Annotated in this window: 18 protein-coding genes, 1 tRNA gene and 1 pseudogene; 10 read left to right on the forward strand and 10 right to left on the reverse strand. The window is 57.1% G+C overall.

Annotation, left to right across the window (positions count from 1 at the left end; all coding sequences use genetic code 11):
• Nucleotides 1-74 precede the first annotated feature (74 nt).
• Nucleotides 75-959, reverse strand: a complete 885-nt coding sequence (locus ABEH28_RS24965; RefSeq protein ID WP_346631372.1) for an EamA family transporter — start codon at nt 957-959, stop codon at nt 75-77.
• A 261-nt stretch (nt 960-1220) separates the two neighbouring features.
• On the opposite strand from ABEH28_RS24965, the gene ABEH28_RS24970 reads away from it, so the two are divergent.
• Nucleotides 1221-2846, forward strand: a complete 1626-nt coding sequence (locus tag ABEH28_RS24970) for a methyl-accepting chemotaxis protein (protein ID WP_282369997.1) — start codon at nt 1221-1223, stop codon at nt 2844-2846.
• Nucleotides 2847-3122: 276 nt separating this feature from the next.
• Entirely contained in the window at nt 3123-3299 is a 177-nt protein-coding gene (locus tag ABEH28_RS24975; RefSeq protein ID WP_282369999.1) for a DUF3606 domain-containing protein, read from the forward strand.
• Nucleotides 3300-3479: 180 nt separating this feature from the next.
• Here ABEH28_RS24975 and ABEH28_RS24980 read toward each other — a convergent pair.
• The 7 genes and pseudogenes from ABEH28_RS24980 to ABEH28_RS25010 all read right to left on the reverse strand — a co-directional run bounded on the left by ABEH28_RS24980 (nt 3480) and on the right by ABEH28_RS25010 (nt 8341).
• Nucleotides 3480-5101: pseudogene (locus ABEH28_RS24980) on the reverse strand (methyl-accepting chemotaxis protein).
• A 209-nt stretch (nt 5102-5310) separates the two neighbouring features.
• Nucleotides 5311-5736: a cell wall hydrolase gene (locus ABEH28_RS24985; protein WP_346631373.1), complete on the reverse strand. Its 426-nt coding sequence runs from the start codon at nt 5734-5736 to the stop codon at nt 5311-5313.
• 68 nt (nt 5737-5804) lie between these two features.
• Entirely contained in the window at nt 5805-6044 is a 240-nt protein-coding gene (lysC, locus tag ABEH28_RS24990) for an Rz1-like lysis system protein LysC (protein WP_346631374.1), read from the reverse strand.
• Complete coding sequence (locus tag ABEH28_RS24995) at nt 5953-6339, reverse strand: hypothetical protein (protein ID WP_346631396.1); 387 nt, start codon at nt 6337-6339, stop codon at nt 5953-5955. Before ABEH28_RS24995 ends, lysC begins: the two co-directional genes overlap by 92 nt.
• Before the next feature lie 41 nt (nt 6340-6380).
• The gene (locus ABEH28_RS25000) at nt 6381-6698 is read right to left on the reverse strand and encodes a phage holin, lambda family (protein WP_192174817.1); all 318 of its coding nucleotides are present in this window, start codon (nt 6696-6698) and stop codon (nt 6381-6383) included.
• Between the two features lie 277 nt (nt 6699-6975).
• Nucleotides 6976-8148, reverse strand: coding sequence for a cellulase family glycosylhydrolase (locus ABEH28_RS25005; RefSeq protein ID WP_346631375.1), 1173 nt, complete (start codon nt 8146-8148; stop codon nt 6976-6978).
• Nucleotides 8138-8341 (reverse strand): Com family DNA-binding transcriptional regulator, encoded by a 204-nt coding sequence (locus ABEH28_RS25010; protein ID WP_346628131.1) that lies wholly within the window; start codon nt 8339-8341, stop codon nt 8138-8140. Before ABEH28_RS25010 ends, ABEH28_RS25005 begins: the two co-directional genes overlap by 11 nt.
• Nucleotides 8342-8836: 495 nt before the next feature.
• On the opposite strand from ABEH28_RS25010, the gene ABEH28_RS25015 reads away from it, so the two are divergent.
• On the forward strand, nt 8837-9157 hold the full coding sequence (locus ABEH28_RS25015; protein WP_346631376.1) for a DUF1654 domain-containing protein: 321 nt from the start codon (nt 8837-8839) through the stop codon (nt 9155-9157).
• A gap of 91 nt (nt 9158-9248) precedes the next feature.
• Here the strand turns inward: ABEH28_RS25015 and ABEH28_RS25020 are convergent, their stop codons facing one another.
• Both ABEH28_RS25020 and ABEH28_RS25025 read right to left on the reverse strand, forming a co-directional pair.
• The gene (locus ABEH28_RS25020) at nt 9249-10061 is read right to left on the reverse strand and encodes an XRE family transcriptional regulator (protein WP_346631377.1); all 813 of its coding nucleotides are present in this window, start codon (nt 10059-10061) and stop codon (nt 9249-9251) included.
• A 185-nt stretch (nt 10062-10246) separates the two neighbouring features.
• Nucleotides 10247-10337, reverse strand: a tRNA-Ser gene (locus ABEH28_RS25025).
• Between the two features lie 169 nt (nt 10338-10506).
• On the opposite strand from ABEH28_RS25025, the gene ABEH28_RS25030 reads away from it, so the two are divergent.
• From ABEH28_RS25030 to ABEH28_RS25060, 7 genes are all read left to right on the forward strand, one after another.
• Nucleotides 10507-11178, forward strand: coding sequence for a Bax inhibitor-1/YccA family protein (locus ABEH28_RS25030; protein WP_133777231.1), 672 nt, complete (start codon nt 10507-10509; stop codon nt 11176-11178).
• A 114-nt stretch (nt 11179-11292) separates the two neighbouring features.
• Nucleotides 11293-11685 (forward strand): sulfurtransferase complex subunit TusD, encoded by a 393-nt coding sequence (gene tusD, locus ABEH28_RS25035; protein ID WP_272635008.1) that lies wholly within the window; start codon nt 11293-11295, stop codon nt 11683-11685.
• Nucleotide 11686: 1 nt separating this feature from the next.
• Nucleotides 11687-12049: a sulfurtransferase complex subunit TusC gene (gene tusC / locus ABEH28_RS25040; protein ID WP_282370016.1), complete on the forward strand. Its 363-nt coding sequence runs from the start codon at nt 11687-11689 to the stop codon at nt 12047-12049.
• Nucleotides 12049-12348, forward strand: coding sequence for a sulfurtransferase complex subunit TusB (gene tusB / locus ABEH28_RS25045; RefSeq protein ID WP_346628127.1), 300 nt, complete (start codon nt 12049-12051; stop codon nt 12346-12348). Before tusC ends, tusB begins: the two co-directional genes overlap by 1 nt.
• Complete coding sequence (locus ABEH28_RS25050) at nt 12345-12680, forward strand: TusE/DsrC/DsvC family sulfur relay protein (RefSeq protein ID WP_192174860.1); 336 nt, start codon at nt 12345-12347, stop codon at nt 12678-12680. The genes tusB and ABEH28_RS25050 overlap by 4 nt, the downstream gene beginning before the upstream one ends.
• Nucleotides 12677-13678, forward strand: coding sequence for a glycosyl transferase family protein (locus ABEH28_RS25055; RefSeq protein WP_346631378.1), 1002 nt, complete (start codon nt 12677-12679; stop codon nt 13676-13678). The genes ABEH28_RS25050 and ABEH28_RS25055 overlap by 4 nt, the downstream gene beginning before the upstream one ends.
• A 97-nt stretch (nt 13679-13775) precedes the next feature.
• On the forward strand, nt 13776-14777 hold the full coding sequence (locus ABEH28_RS25060) for a glutathione S-transferase family protein (RefSeq protein WP_346631379.1): 1002 nt from the start codon (nt 13776-13778) through the stop codon (nt 14775-14777).
• Nucleotides 14778-14779 lie beyond the last annotated feature (2 nt).

Consider the following 14779-nt stretch of genomic DNA (forward strand, 5'->3'; position numbering starts at 1 on the left):
TTCCCTACCGACGCTCTTCCGATCTCGCACTTGCCTGAATCGGGTTTGAATCGCGAAACCCTGATCCCCGCGCATCAAGCGGTCGCTTGTCGCCCACGGCTGAACAGCTTGGGCCCAAGCAGATTTACCGTCAGACCCAACATCACAAGCACACCCCCCGCGCATTGCAGCACGCTGAGTCGCTCGCCCAGCACCAACGCTGAGGAACTGAGGCCGACCACCGGCACCAGCAGAGAAAATGGCGCGACCTTGCCCGCTGGATAGCGCGACAGCAGCTTGCTCCAGCTGATGTAGCCGAACAGCGTGGCGACGAAGGCCAGGTAAGCGAGCGACAGCACTGAACTCCATCCCAGATTAAGCAACGAATGCTCAATGAGCGCTGGCCCCTCCAGCCACAGCGACATGGCGAGAAACGGCAGCGGCGGAACGATCGCACCCCAGACCACCAGGGCGACGAGATCGACGTTCCCAAACCGGCGCGTGATGATGTTGCCCAGCGCCCACATCGAGGCCGCGCACAACACCAGCAACACCGCCAGAAGCGGGGTCGCAGCCCCCGTGCCCATGCCGATAAGGGTCAGTCCGCCAGCAGCAATGAGTAAGCCCGCCACGCTATACACGCGTAATTTCTCACCGATGAATATCGCCGCAAACAGCAGCGTGAAGAATGCCTGCGCCTGCAGCAGCAAGGAGGCCAGCCCCGGTGGCATGCCACGGGCCATGCTCTCGAACAGAAAGGCGAACTGACCGAAGGAAATGGTCGCTCCATACGCGAGCAGCCAGAACCAGGGCAACTGCGGACGGCGAATGAAAAACACCGCGGGAATCGCGACCAGCGTGAACCGCAGCGCGCCCAGCAACATCGGCGGCAGGCCATCCAGGCCGTATTTGATCACGATGAAATTCAAACCCCACGCAATGATGACCAGCAATGCCAGGCAAAGGTCTTTAAACGGCATAGTGTTCCTTAATAGTTGGCAGGTACTTCGGGGCGATCCCGAGAAGCAATAATCGCCTCACGCTCGCCGCGTTTGCAAACCCATTGGCAGTGTTAAATGAAGAATTAGTTAATTGATTATTTAGCACTGAGCAAACACGCGACCATGATAGCTATAGGCCTGCCTTTCCGCTGGACGTACCTTAAGTAATTGAAAATCCGGCAGACACGCTGATAGCTGGAACGGACCTCAGCATTCCTTTGGAGCTCCGGAGAGACCCACATGCAACTACAAAACTTTAAGATTTCGACCAGAGCGCTGCTCTGCTTTGGTCTGATTACGCTCATTCTGCTAGGCCTTGGCCTGTTCGCCTACGTTCAAATTGATGAAATGCGTACCACTGAACAAAAGCTGGAAACCGACGTGGTGCCCAGCATTCAGGTAATTGACGATATCCAGATCGCCCTGCTGCATACCCGGCTGGAAAGCATACGATCGCTGGCGGTGGCGGGCTCAGACGCACAACGCAAGGTCACCGATAGTATTTTTCAGGACATTGCCATGCTCGAAGACAAGACGGGTTACTACCGAGCACACCTGGTTACTGACGAAGAGGATAACAAGCAGTTTCAGACCGCGAACGGCCTGATGGAGAAATACATAGCTGGCGTCAAAAACATTATTTCGCTGAATAAAACCGACCATCAAAGCGCGCTGGACTATGCCAACAACGAACAGGCGCAGACCGCGACGCAGTATCAGGCAGAGCTCACAAAGCTGCGTGACCTTAATTCACAGAACGCAGTTAACGCCGGGCATCGCGCTGCAGAGGTTTACAGCCACAGCATCATGGTTCTTATCTCGGTTGTTCTGGTTGCATCGGTGCTCACCATAGGCCTGGCGTATGCCCTGACCCGAAGCATCGTAAAGCCGGTTGCCAGCTCATTGACCTTCGCGGAGCAAATCGCGACGGGCGACCTCTCCGGTGTCCTCCCCGTGACGGGGCGAGATGAGGTATCCAGTTTGATGATTGCGCTCAATGTCATGGCCGGCAATTTAAAGACCACGATCACCGAGATATCGGGAGCAGCCGACCAACTGAGCACCGCCTCCGTCGAAATGACATCGATCACCGAAAGCGCAGACCGGACACTTCAAAGACAGAACAGCGAGATCGAACAGGCGGCCACTGCGGTCACCGAAATGAGTGCGGCAGTGGAGGAAGTGGCGAGAAATGCGAACTCAACGTCCGAGGCCGCGAAGTCATCCAGCACATCCGCCGAAGAGGGCAACCGCAGGGTCGTCAACACGGTGACGGCCATGACGAGCCTCGCCGACCTCGTGGACAACTCAGTGGTTCAGGTCAAGGCCCTGGCCAGTCAGGCGGACGATATTACAAAAGTGCTGAGCGTCATCAGGGCCATTGCCGAGCAGACAAACCTGCTCGCGTTGAACGCAGCGATTGAGGCGGCGCGCGCCGGGGAACAGGGACGAGGATTCGCTGTGGTGGCAGACGAGGTTCGGGCACTGGCGCACCGGACCCAACTGTCCACGCAGGAAATCGAGCAGATGATCACCAAGGTCCAGTCAGGGTCTGCCGCTGCCGTGGAGTCCATGGACAAAAGCAGGCAGGAGGTTTACAGCACGCTGACCTCTGCGAAAGACGCCGGCTCGTCCCTGCGCCTGATCACCGATGCGGTCCTGGAAATCAATGAACGAAATATGCAGATTGCGACGGCGTCGGAGGAGCAAGCCCATGTTGCCCGCGATGTGGACAGAAACCTGGTGAGCATTCGGGATCTGGCAATGCAGAGCACCGAGGGCGCGAGACAGACACTGGAAGCAAGCAACGAGCTGTCGAAGCTGGCGGTCCGGCTCAACGACATGGTCGGCAAGTTCCGGCTTTAGCCCACCGCGGCCCTGACGCCCGGACTTCAGAGCCCATTTCCAACCAGACCCCGAAAACTGAAAAGCCCCGCAGATGCGGGGCTTTTTACTGTGTTTGGCGGACCTGGAGATTTGAACCCCGGAAACGGTCTCAACCCTCGCCGGCTTTCAACACCACTGGTTTCTACCGCTCACAGATGCCGCTCCGGTAGATGTCTTGCGCCCATGTCAGACGCTCAGGATGGCCTATGCTTCGTTGGCCTGGAATAGCCAGGCTATCTCATAAGGGCGTAGAAAATGGCTGACAATTTAGGTAATCGCGGACCACAGGACAGAGCCAGAGTGAATACCTCTGAAGCCTGGGAGCTGCAGTACTGGACTAACGAGTTCGGGGTGACCGAAGAACAACTCAAAGCCGCAGTAAAGGCAGTCGGTCCAATGGTGGTAGACGTACGTAAAAAGCTGGGCAAATAAATCAGACATTCCCTGCGGAGTGCCGAGAAGCGCAGCCCAATTTGACAAAGGTCTGCGCTATTCTCTGTTTAAACAGAAAAACCTCTGATTTACAGAAGTTCTCTGATTTGCTCGCTCAGGGTCAAGAAATCCAAGTTAGCCTTGGCAGTGTTAAACGGTTACGGCTGGAGATCGCCTTCGCTACATCTGAAACTTGCTGACTTCCACTTGCAGGCTGGTGGCAAGATTTTTCAACCCGCCGCTCGTCTTCAGCAGGTCCTGAATGGACATATTATTTTGTTCAGCCATCTGCGCAGTGCGCTCCACATTCCGAGCTACATCCTGACTAGCCGCCGTCTGCTCCCGCAAAGCCAGGGAAATCTGGTCTACAACTTCGAGTACCTTGTTCGAGCTGTCGCGTATCTCGCCTATTGCCGTGCCGGCACTACCCGCCATTTCCACGCCGTCATTCACTTCCTGGACCCCGCTGCGCATGCTTTCTACGGTTTCGCGGACGCCAGATTGAATCTTTCCGATCATGGTTGCGATTTCCTTGGTCGATTTGCCTGTGTTCTGCGCTAACAAGCGCACCTCGTCGGCCACTACTGCAAATCCACGCCCCTGTTCACCCGCCCGCGCCGCCTCAATGGCGGCGTTAAGGGCGAGTAAATTGGTCTGATCAGCGATACCTTGGATCACACTGATAATTGAGGAAATCTGCTCGGAATGCTGGCCCAAGCCTGCGACCTGTGTAGAGGAAAGCTGCACTGTTTTTGCGATGCCCATCATGCTGGACAGGGTGCTTTCTATAACTTGTGCACCATCCTTCGATTGCTGGCCTGAGCGGGTAGCCAACGTGTGAGCTTCATCCGCATTTTCGGAGACATGGTGAATGCTGACGGTCAATTCTTCGACAGTTGCAGCCATCATTGACGCGGACGTTGATTGCTCTTGAATAGCGCCGGAAAGTTGCTCGGATACCCCGAAATTTGTTGCACAGCGATAACTAGCTGACTGGCAGCGAGGCTGATTTGCTGGATCATCTCTCTTAGCCGAGTCTGCATACGCAAGAAGGCTTTGGGCAGCTCATCATGGCTACTGGTGTCAATAACGGTATCCAGCTTACCGTTGGCGATTGCAGTGGCTGCGTCGATAGCGAGTTGCAGGCGTGCGGAGGTACTACGGCCCAACGTGGTAGCCAAGATGACGGATAGAACCGTTGCTGCGATGCCTCCCCAGATCAGAATCAACAATGCATCATGCTTGGCGTCCGCCATTGCCTGGTTTCGGATATCCAGCAATTTGTTCTCATCAGCGGTGATGTCTCCCAATACAGCCCGCATGCTGTCCATTTTGGCCTTGTCAGCCCCTGAGGTAATACGCTGGTCTAAAGGGTCATCGGGGGCACTGCGCTGAGTCAAATCTCTGCGCATAGCGATGATCGGGTGCACGTCTTCGTCAATCCACCGTTTCTGAATTTCGCCAAGCTGGGCAAGTCTTTGTTGCTGTTGCGGGTTATCGGCGGTCAAACTTTTGAGCAGGTTGAGCACCTCGGCGAACTGCTTTTCGCCCATCATCGTGGGTTCTAGAAATGAGTCTTTTGACGAAATGACGAATCCGCGCATGCCAGTTTCAATATTAATCAACTGTTCCAGTGCGACCTGTGTTCCGCTAAGCACTTGATAGCTATGCACATTGCTCCTGGTTGCGGTTTCAACCTCTTCAAACCCCTTGTACGCGCTTCCTACCAACATCCCGATTAGCAATACGATAACGAAGAAACTGAAATACAGCTTTTGAGATATGCTTAGCTTACTTAGCATTATCTAAATCCCGGCAAAGCCCTTCCCTGGCTGATAATTGAGCTTAAGGTGGCGCGTGAGTGCGCGTTTGAAAGTCAGGCTCGCCCAGGGTCGAACTGTGCTCAGACCTTAATCAAAGTGTCGACAATTAGGCTTTTTACTTGAGGAACTTTTTTCGAGCGTGGTTGTATCGCAGGTGCTGCGAAAGCCCGGCGGGCTCGTGCCGTAGATCACGGAACGTCTTTGAAAAATACGTGGTCCCCGAGTTTCAGAGTCCGCTTAGCCCTGGCAGCCCACTCCGGAGCCTTCGACAGAGTGGTCGCGTAGTAATGAGTTGCCCCACCGGTGGGGTCTGGCACCTTCCCGTCGATCACTTGGTCAGCAGCGATTTGGCACTGCGCCAACTCGCGGAACGGGATCTGTCGCGCGCCGCTCAGGAACGGATAGTTCGGGTCGCCCCTGTTCCAGCAACTGAACTGATAGGGTTTCTGGCATACCCCGGCATAGCCCTCGCCCCACCATGATTTTTCTTGTCCATCATTCACGCGGTTGCGGATCGTCCAGGCCACGGCAACCATTCCGGCAAGCCCTTCCCCACGAGCTTCGCCGTACAGCGTGCGAGCGAGCACATCGCGATCTTTATCAGTCACGGTCATGACTATCCTCCAGGCAAAAAATCCGCTCATGGGTGCGTCCAGACTCGACGCACCTCCAATAAACGGGCTTACTTATTCTTGCTTCGAACGATCTGCGCATCGACTTGGTCGGCGCATGTGTCGAGCAGCTTGATGGCCTGATCCTTCAGCTCCCATACGTCGCCGTTGTCACGCAGATCGGTATCCTCCGCATTGACCCGCTCGCACGGAATCAGCTCAGGGGCTTGCAGCCTTATGACTGTGGTCTTTGTTACCACTGGCGGCTTTGCCGCGCAGGCCGTCAGGCAAAGGCTGAGCAGCCCAATCACGAACAGGTTTACTGGTGCGCTTGAGGTCATCGAACTCCTTCCTCGCCTTCTTGGCTTTGTCTTCACTGGCCCTGATGCGCTTGTTCAGGTCGGCGGTGTAGTCGGCGTTACGCTGTGCTTCAGCGCGCAGCGTCGTGATCGTGGCCTGGCTTTCCTTATTGGCGTCGACGGCTTCCTGTTTGGCTTTGGCCTCGACACTGATGGCCCCTTGCAACGTGACCACGCGGATCTGCTGGATGGCAATCACCAGGCCCATCACGATGACAATGACTATGGCGACCGCGACGGCTCGCAAGGTGGAGCCAGCTTTGGCTACTGCGGCAATTGGTTCGAGGCTCATAACGAATCCGCCTTGCGTCCGAGGAACCGGATGATCAGCTCGCGGATCGCCGTCACGCCGATGAACCCGATGGTGCCGCCGGCGGCAACGGACAGGCTCGACGGCCAGGCCATCCATTCGATGACGCTGCTGGCTGACAGGCTCAATGCACCACAGATCAGCGCCTCAAGCACAACGCGCCATTTGTTGGCTTCTTTGCCTTCATAGACCACGCGCAATAGAGAAATGGTTGCGGCCATGATCGCTCCTTGCCAGAGCGGCGTCGTGATGATCAGCCAGACGTGGGCCCAGAAGTCAGGTGTTTTTTCCGACATCTTCGTCGACCTCCGACAGTCCGCCCTCTCGGGCTCGGGGAATGGGGCAGCCCCGCAGCACGCCTGGCTTAGAGCGATAGGCGTGGCAGGGCTAAATACGAAAAAGCCTCGGTGAATGCCGAGGCTCTGAATAAGTGCATGTCGTTCAGGCTGCTCCGTCGGAGCAGCGCATATGCTGTTATATAGCGTTCCGGATCGGGTGTTCACACACGCGGTCACTGGAAGAATGGGAAGGAGAGCCTCCCGGAATGGGAGGCTCAGGCTCTGCTAGCCAGACCTACGCTTGTGCATAACCCCACTGAGTGATGCGCTCAGCGAAGTATGGCTTCACCATCGTAACCGTTGCCGCTTGGTTACTCGCTTCAAGGCTCATCTTCTCGCCGTCAGTGCCCGGACCCGCGACCCATAGGGTGACGGGGATTTTCTCAGCCTTGGCTTTGTCGAGAAGATTCTTCAGCGCGGTACGGCCAGCGTCCGTTGGTGGAATGCCAGTCTCGCCGATGAATGCTGCCATCTTGTTGGCTTTGGCGTAAGTCAGAAACGGACCCACGATTTGGTCGCGTAGCGCCGTTGGCGAAATTTGGGTGTTGTCGCCGTTGTAGGCACCGCTCGATCCGCCATCGACGTCAGCATAGGCGTGCGCTTCCCACACGATAGAATTCGCCGGATCCACAATCTTCGACTGTAGATTCGCCGAGACACCCGCCCAGTCCTTGGCACTCGCGAATTGCAGGCCGCAGATGAAGACTGGCTTTTTGGAGCTATTGCGCAGGGCCTTCAGCACGGTATTCATCGTGTTGATGTAAAGGGTTTCCAAGTCGCCCGACGTAATGTAGTCCTTTGCGCCGGCGTTGGGGTTTGGATAGGGCTCGTTGCCCAAACCCCAACCAAGAACCATAGGGTCGTCGCACGCAACAACCAACTTCTGGTGGAAGTTCGCCAAGTGGACCGCACTCCAGGAACCACCACCGGCGGAGTTACCCTCCTGGATCAGAACCTGCTCCGTAATTTTCCAGCCGTCTTGATTGCCCGCCTCTTTACTTGGGTAAAGCTGACCGGTCAGTTGGCCATTCGCATCGGTCTGGTAGCGATGCAGGCGCATGTAGTGATGCGGATCGGGGATGATCCTGGCTTCACCGTTAGAGTCATCGCTGATCGCCTTCAGCATTTCCTTCCACTTGTCCACGAACTCCTGCTTCAAGTTCGCGCCTTGACCTGGCAGACCGTCAATTGTCGACAGCTCAATGGCGCGCTGCAGTTCGAACGGAAAACGGATAAGGCGCACACCGAGGTTCTTCACCCAGTGAGTGATGGTGTCCCGAGTGGGCCATTGATAATGAGTGCCGGCCGAACCTGGAAGGATTTGACCAGCATTGGCGACCGAGCCCAGGTTGATTCCTACCAGAGGAATGTTTTTGAGCTGGGCGATTACTGAGCTGCTATTGGACATTTTGATTACCTTGAGTCGAATGATTTTTAGCGGAGAATTCCGCATTCATGTCGCTCATAGGCGATAGCTCGGGGCACGTGGCCCTCACATGATTCAACGTCCCGCACCGGGCACACTTGATCTGGAGCTCCGTCATCTCACCGATACGGGCAAGAAGTCTTTTGCACTTTCCACATCTGCAATCTTTCAACATTCTGCGAAGCCTTTTGGATTCTGCCAGGCTCCGCCCCGCTCGCGCGGAGAGTAAGGGCCTCGGCTGGTTTGCAGGTACAACCTGCGATCTGGCGATCCCTGTGGGTGTTAGTGCACCCGCCTGACTGCCCTCTCTTTCTTCGTTGATTTCCCGTCTGGCCCTGTTGCCAAGGCCAGCCAGCGAAATCGGTGATTCCGTCCTGCTAAAGAGCTTTGATCCAGTCGGTCCCTTGTCGGGGCTGGGAGACCATTTCGCTGGTCCCTGGCTATCTGGCGGCTTCACCAGTCATGTACCGCAGCGGTAAGTCGCTGCGATGGACGTAAATTAGCAAACGCTAAATCTAGCGTCAATAGCTAAAGCTAAATTATTTCCGCGCTTGGAATGGGTGCTGGTCGCTCGAAGCAGATCGATATTTCTGACAGGGGTTTTGCAAACAGCTGACTGCCGTTATGCTTGCGAAAGCTGTACGCATATACAGTAATCAAGGAGAAACTGATGTCCCTGCCAGAGAAGAACAAGCCTCAAGAGCGCGAGCCCATGTCCGGCCTTGAGCGCCTGAACCTAAGGGTCGCGAGCATGATCAACCACCCCATCGCTCAGGATCAGATGTGGGTGACGATCCATAAGCTGGAGACTGACGGCGAAAAGGAGTGGGACGAGGTGATGAGGGCGATCGCGGAGGTGGATGGGATAGAGATGGTTTTCAACGATGAAGACCGTTCGGTCACGCTGAAGTGGGAGGCGCCGTCAGATGACGATCCCCGCGTTCAGATGCGGGACGAATTCGAAGTATTGGAGGAAGCCGCGCCTTTCTAAGGGCACAAAAAAGCCCGCTTGATTGGCGGGCGTATGTACCTTCAAGAAACCCCATGTGCCGGCCATTAGTCGGCCACATCGGCCAGCGCAACTAGGCTTTCCTTGCGTTCCAGATCAATAAAACCTTCGCATGGATCGTCACATCGTCGACCCTTGCCGTCTGGTTCTCATAATGCTGATTGTCTGAAATAAGCCTGTAATTCTCTTCGTCCAGTCGCATCACGCGCTTGATGTACAGCTCTTGATGCCAGGTCAGTACGTAGATGCCCTCACCGATGAAGTCCTGCACGCCTTTGTCGACGATCACCAAGTCTTTATCGTTGATGGTTCCTTCCATGCTCTGACCCCAGCCACTGATCATGGCCAGAGCTGTCTTCGAGGTGTAGGTCACACCTTTCTCGCGAAGAATCTCCTCTCTGACAACCAAGTTGCGCACTACCTCATTGTAATCAGGCGGCACCTGTCCGTGACCCATCGCTGCACGTATGTCGTACTGGCGAATGACAATCTCTTCCTGGGTAGGACGAAGCGCGGCGTAATTGGCCGGAAGCACGTCTGTGCTCTGGTCATCCGGGTCGGCAGCCGCCGCCACAATCCGGTCCCGCGCCTCATTTGAAAAGCCTTTCACCTTGGCGAGGGACTGCTTGAGCTGTTCCAGTGCCGAAAGCCCGGCCTTCACTGCTGTCGCGGAAGTCTCGGACGCAGCAGGGCTGACCAGGCTTCCCGAAGGAAGGCCAATCTTCTCTTCCAAATTCGCAGCAGCTTTCTCGCCGAGATTTCTGTGCCCGTTAAGAATCTGGGACAGATACGACGCATCAAGGCCGTGCCGATTGGCGAAATCTTTCTGGGAGGCCCCGGCCATCAGGGCTTTCAGGGCGTCAGCTCTAAGCTTGTTAATGTCCATGTCCAATCATCGCTTCGGGTTAGCATACAGTAAATGACGGGCTGCTATCAGCCACATGATTAGCATCTGCTAACTTTGGGCAGCGCGGGCTGGATGATCCGATAGATTACGATCAAAAGCAGCCGAGCAAAAACCAGACCCCGAAAACGAAAAAGCCCTGCATGAGCAGGGCTTTTTACTGTGTTTGGCGGGGAACTAGGGATTCGAACCCTAGAAACGCTATTAACGTTCGCCGGTTTTCAAGACCGGTGCATTCAACCACTCTGCCAATTCCCCGAAGCATCTGGCGTCGGAAGTTTTTCACCCCTCCGTCGCTTTGCGGGCGCCATAATACCGTAATGAAACAAGCTGTCAAACTCTCCGGCTAGCGCGCTGCCTCGCCTCTGTTATGATCTTTGCAACTTGAGGTTTCAAACCCTTCGTTTTCACCATCAGGAGTAGCGCCATGCGCGAACAGGATTACGCAGTCAACAACCGCGTGCAGGTCGAGCAGCTAGAGGTTAGCCGCGTCCTGCGCAACACTTACGGCCTTCTGGCCCTCACCCTCGCCTTCAGTGGCGTCATGGCGTTCGTTGCACAACAGATGAACGTGCGTTACCCGAACGTCTTCGTCGTGCTGATCGGCTTCTACGGTCTGTTCTTCCTCACCAACAAATTGCGCGATTCGGCATGGGGTCTGGTCTCGGCGTTCGCGCTGACGGGCTTCATGGGTTTCATCCTCGGCCCGATCCTCAACCGTTACATCGGCATGCAGGGCGGCGCTGAAGTCGTTGCTTCCGCGTTCGCGATGACAGCACTGGTCTTCGGTGGTCTGTCGGCCTATGTGCTGATCACCCGCAAGGATATGAGTTTCCTCGGCGGCTTCATCACCGCAGGCTTCTTCGTGTTGCTCGGGGCCGTGGTGGCTAGCATGTTCTTCCAGATCAGCGGCCTGCAACTGGCGATCAGCGCCGGCTTCGTGCTGTTCTCGTCGGTCTGCATTCTGTTCCAGACCAGCGCGATCATCCACGGCGGTGAGCGCAACTACATCATGGCGACCATCAGCCTGTATGTATCGATCTACAACCTGTTCATCAGCCTGTTGCAGATCTTCGGCATCATGGGCAGCAAAGACTGATCAGTTTGCCCGCTTCAACAAAAAGCCCGCTTCGGCGGGCTTTTTGCTGTCCGGCGTTCATGAATTCTTTATCATTGCGCCCATGTTCCCTGCCAGCGCCCCACCGAGCCGCCCATGAAGTTCGCCATCGCCCTGCATTCGCCCGCCCACGCGCCCTCCTCGCGGCGTGCGCTGCTGTTCGCCAAAGCCGCATTGGCCCAGGGCCATGAAATCGTCCGCCTGTTCTTTTATCAGGACGGCGTACACAGCGCGTCCGGCAATGTCGTGTCGCCTCAGGACGAGTCGGACACTGCCGCGCAATGGCGTGATTTCGTCACCACCCACCAGCTTGATGGCGTGGTCTGCATCGCAGCGGCCCTGCGCCGGGGCGTATTGAATGCCGAAGAAGCGGAACGCTATTCGCGACCTGCGGCGAACCTTGCTGCACCGTGGGAATTGTCGGGGCTGGGTCAGTTGCACGACGCGGTCCAGGCGGCCGACCGTTTGATTTGTTTCGGAGGGCCGTGACGTGGCGAAGTCATTACTGATCATCAGCCGTCAAGGGCCATGGTCTGGTCCGGATGCCCGCGAGGCACTGGACATTGCCCTGGCCGGCGGCGCGTTCGATCTGCCGGTCGCCCTGCTGTTCATGGACGACGGCGTGTTTCAGCTGGCGACGGCGCAGAACCCCAGTCAGGTGCAGCAGAAAGACCTGACCGCCAACCTGCAAGCGTTGTCGATGTTCGGTGTGGAAGACCTGTTCGCCTGCGGCACCAGCCTGAATCAGCGTGGGATGCAGCCAACCGGCTTGAGCGTCGAACCCCTTCAGGTACTGGATGACCCGCAAATCGCTGGGCTCATTGACCGTTACGACCAGGTGATCACAATCTGATGGCTACCCTGCACGTACTCTCTCACTCCCCTTTTACCGACTCGCGCCTGAGCAGTTGCCTGCGCGTGCTCGGCAGTCAAGACGCGATCCTTTTGTGCGGCGACGCAACCTATGCGTTGCGCGCAGACACCGCTACCGCCCAGACACTGAGCGCGAAAACGGGCAGCCTGAAACTGTTCGTGCTCGATGAAGACGCCACCGCTCGAAACATCGCGCTGCCTGACTGGGCCCAAGGCGTCGACTATGCCGGCTTCGTCGCGCTCTCGGTGCAATACGACAAGGTCAATACGTGGCTATGAAACAGCTCATCGTCGACGGGCACAGCATCGCGCTGGACAAAGATGGCTATCTTGAGGACCTCCACGACTGGTCCAATGAAGTCGCCGAAGCCCTGGCCCTTGAAGAAGACATCGCCCTTACTCCCGATCACTGGGAAATTCTCGAACTGCTGCGTGCGTTCTACGCGGAGTTTCAGCTGTCCCCGGCCACGCGGCCGCTGGTCAAGTACACCGCGCTGAAACTGGGCGCCGACAAGGGCAACAGCTTGCACTTGAATCGTCTGTTCAACGGCACTCCCGCCAAACTTGCCGCCAAGCTGGCGGGCCTGCCCAAGCCGACCAATTGCCTATGACCGACTTCACTCCCCTCGTCATCGAAACCCCTGCCGAGCATCCGTTCGCGCCCTTCGTGCGCATTCTCGGCAAGGGCAAGCGTGGTGCGCGCAACATGACCCGCGCCGAAGCGCGGGAAGCCATGGGCATGGTGCTCGATGAAAAAGTCGAAGACACCCAACTCGGCGCGTTCCTGATGTTGCTTCGACACAAGGAAGAAAGCCCGGATGAGCTCGCGGGTTTCACCGAAGCGGTGCGCGAGCGGCTGCATGCGCCGGAACTGAAGGTCGATATCGACTGGCCCACGTATGCCGGCAAAAAGCGTCATCTGCCGTGGTATCTGCTGGCCGCCAAGTGCCTGGCACAGAACGGCGTGCGCGTATTGATGCACGGCGGCGGCGCCCACACCGCCGGCCGCCTGTACAGCGAGCAGTTGCTGGAGCTGTTGGGCATTCCGCTGTGCCGCAACTGGCAGGCGGTGGGTGAAGCGCTGGAGCAGCAGAACATTGCGTTCTTCCCCCTCGGCGACTGGGCGCCGCAGCTGCAGCGCATGATCGATCTGCGCAACACGCTAGGGCTGCGCTCGCCGATCCATTCCCTGGCGCGCATCCTCAATCCGCTGGGTGCCCGCTGCGGGCTGCAGAGTATTTTCCATCCGGGTTATCAGGGCGTACACCGCGACGCCAGCAGCCTACTCGGCGACCACGCCATCGTGATCAAGGGCGACGGCGGTGAAGTCGAGATCAATCCCGACACCATCAGCCACTTGTATGGCACGACTGACGGTCAGCCGTGGGACGAGGAATGGCCGGCGTTGTCGGACCGTCGCCACGTGAAGCCGGCCACCCTCGATCCGCAGCATCTGCTCGCGATCTGGAAAGGCGACATCGAGGACAGTTACCCGCAACTGGCGCTGATCGCCACCATGGCGCTGGCACTGCGGGGCCTCGGGATGCCGCGAACTGAAGCCTTCGCGCAGGCCGAGCAGTATTGGGCGAACCGAAACAGATCGATTTAGCCGATAGCTACCCCCCAGTCTTTGCGTTATTCGTTCGAACGATTGCCTTTAGACTGATCTCCAACGTACTTCGGTACAGCTCACTTTGGAGTCAGACATGGGCCTTCTCGTTGAAGGACGCTGGCAAGACCAGTGGTACGAAAGCAGCAAAGACGGCGCTTTTCAGCGCGAGCAAGCCAAGCGCCGGAACTGGGTTACCAGCGATGGTCGGCCCGGCCCGTCCGGTGAAGGCGGCTTCAAGGCGGAAGCCGGTCGCTACCATTTGTACGTTTCCCTGGCTTGCCCGTGGGCCCATCGCACGTTGATCGTGCGCAAGCTCAAGGGCCTGGAAAGTCTGATCGACGTCTCCGTGGTCAGTTGGCTGATGCGCGAGAACGGCTGGACGTTCGACAAGCAGAAAGGGTCTAAAGGCGACGCGCTGGATGGCCATACGTTCATGTACCAGCGCTACCTCGCCGACACCACCGATTACACCGGTCGGGTGACCGTGCCGGTGCTGTGGGACAAACAACTGAATCGCATCGTCAGCAATGAATCATCGGAAATCATCCGGATGTTCAATTCGGCGTTCGACGACCTGACCGGCAATCACCTGGATCTGTATCCGGAGCCGCTGCGCGACGAGATCGACCGGCTGAACGACCGTATCTACCCGGCCGTGAACAACGGTGTCTACCGCGCCGGTTTCGCCACGTCACAAGGTGCGTACGAAGAGGCCTTCGACGAAGTGTTCGCCGAGCTTGATGCGCTGGAAAGCCTGCTCAGCGAGAAACGCTACCTGGCGGGTGAATACCTGACCGAAGCGGACGTGCGCCTGTTCACCACGCTGATTCGCTTTGACGCGGTGTATCACGGGCACTTCAAGTGCAACCTGCGGCGCATTGCCGACTACCCGAACCTGAGCAACTGGGTGCGCGAGATGTACCAGCTGCCGGGCGTGGCCGAGACAGTGGATTTCGTGCACATCAAGCATCACTACTACGCAAGCCACGCCACCATCAACCCGACCGGCATCGTGCCAAAAGGCCCGCAGCAGGACTTTAGCGGCGAGCATGATCGCGGGCGTTTGAGCGGAAAAGGGATCTTGCACAACGACTGATG

Origin of the sequence: Pseudomonas sp. Ps21-P2 (assembly GCF_039672565.1) — a bacterium.
Taxonomy (GTDB): Bacteria; Pseudomonadota; Gammaproteobacteria; order Pseudomonadales; family Pseudomonadaceae; genus Aquipseudomonas.

Excerpts from the sequence above, each read along its gene's own strand:
- ABEH28_RS25050 (WP_192174860.1), top strand. The coding sequence starts at position 12,345 with ATGAAACAGCTCATCGTCGACGGGCACAGCATCGCGCTGGACAAAGAT.
- ABEH28_RS25030 (WP_133777231.1), top strand. The coding sequence starts at position 10,507 with ATGCGCGAACAGGATTACGCAGTCAACAACCGCGTGCAGGTCGAGCAG.
- ABEH28_RS24985 (WP_346631373.1), bottom strand. The coding sequence starts at position 5,736 with ATGACCGTGACTGATAAAGATCGCGATGTGCTCGCTCGCACGCTGTAC.
- ABEH28_RS24970 (WP_282369997.1), top strand. The coding sequence starts at position 1,221 with ATGCAACTACAAAACTTTAAGATTTCGACCAGAGCGCTGCTCTGCTTT.
- tusD (WP_272635008.1), top strand. The coding sequence starts at position 11,293 with ATGAAGTTCGCCATCGCCCTGCATTCGCCCGCCCACGCGCCCTCCTCG.
- ABEH28_RS25010 (WP_346628131.1), bottom strand. The coding sequence starts at position 8,341 with ATGTTGAAAGATTGCAGATGTGGAAAGTGCAAAAGACTTCTTGCCCGT.
- ABEH28_RS25015 (WP_346631376.1), top strand. The coding sequence starts at position 8,837 with ATGTCCCTGCCAGAGAAGAACAAGCCTCAAGAGCGCGAGCCCATGTCC.
- ABEH28_RS24965 (WP_346631372.1), bottom strand. The coding sequence starts at position 959 with ATGCCGTTTAAAGACCTTTGCCTGGCATTGCTGGTCATCATTGCGTGG.
- ABEH28_RS24975 (WP_282369999.1), top strand. The coding sequence starts at position 3,123 with ATGGCTGACAATTTAGGTAATCGCGGACCACAGGACAGAGCCAGAGTG.
- tusB (WP_346628127.1), top strand. The coding sequence starts at position 12,049 with ATGGCTACCCTGCACGTACTCTCTCACTCCCCTTTTACCGACTCGCGC.
- ABEH28_RS25005 (WP_346631375.1), bottom strand. The coding sequence starts at position 8,148 with ATGTCCAATAGCAGCTCAGTAATCGCCCAGCTCAAAAACATTCCTCTG.
- ABEH28_RS25060 (WP_346631379.1), top strand. The coding sequence starts at position 13,776 with ATGGGCCTTCTCGTTGAAGGACGCTGGCAAGACCAGTGGTACGAAAGC.
- ABEH28_RS25000 (WP_192174817.1), bottom strand. The coding sequence starts at position 6,698 with ATGTCGGAAAAAACACCTGACTTCTGGGCCCACGTCTGGCTGATCATC.
- ABEH28_RS25055 (WP_346631378.1), top strand. The coding sequence starts at position 12,677 with ATGACCGACTTCACTCCCCTCGTCATCGAAACCCCTGCCGAGCATCCG.
- ABEH28_RS25020 (WP_346631377.1), bottom strand. The coding sequence starts at position 10,061 with ATGGACATTAACAAGCTTAGAGCTGACGCCCTGAAAGCCCTGATGGCC.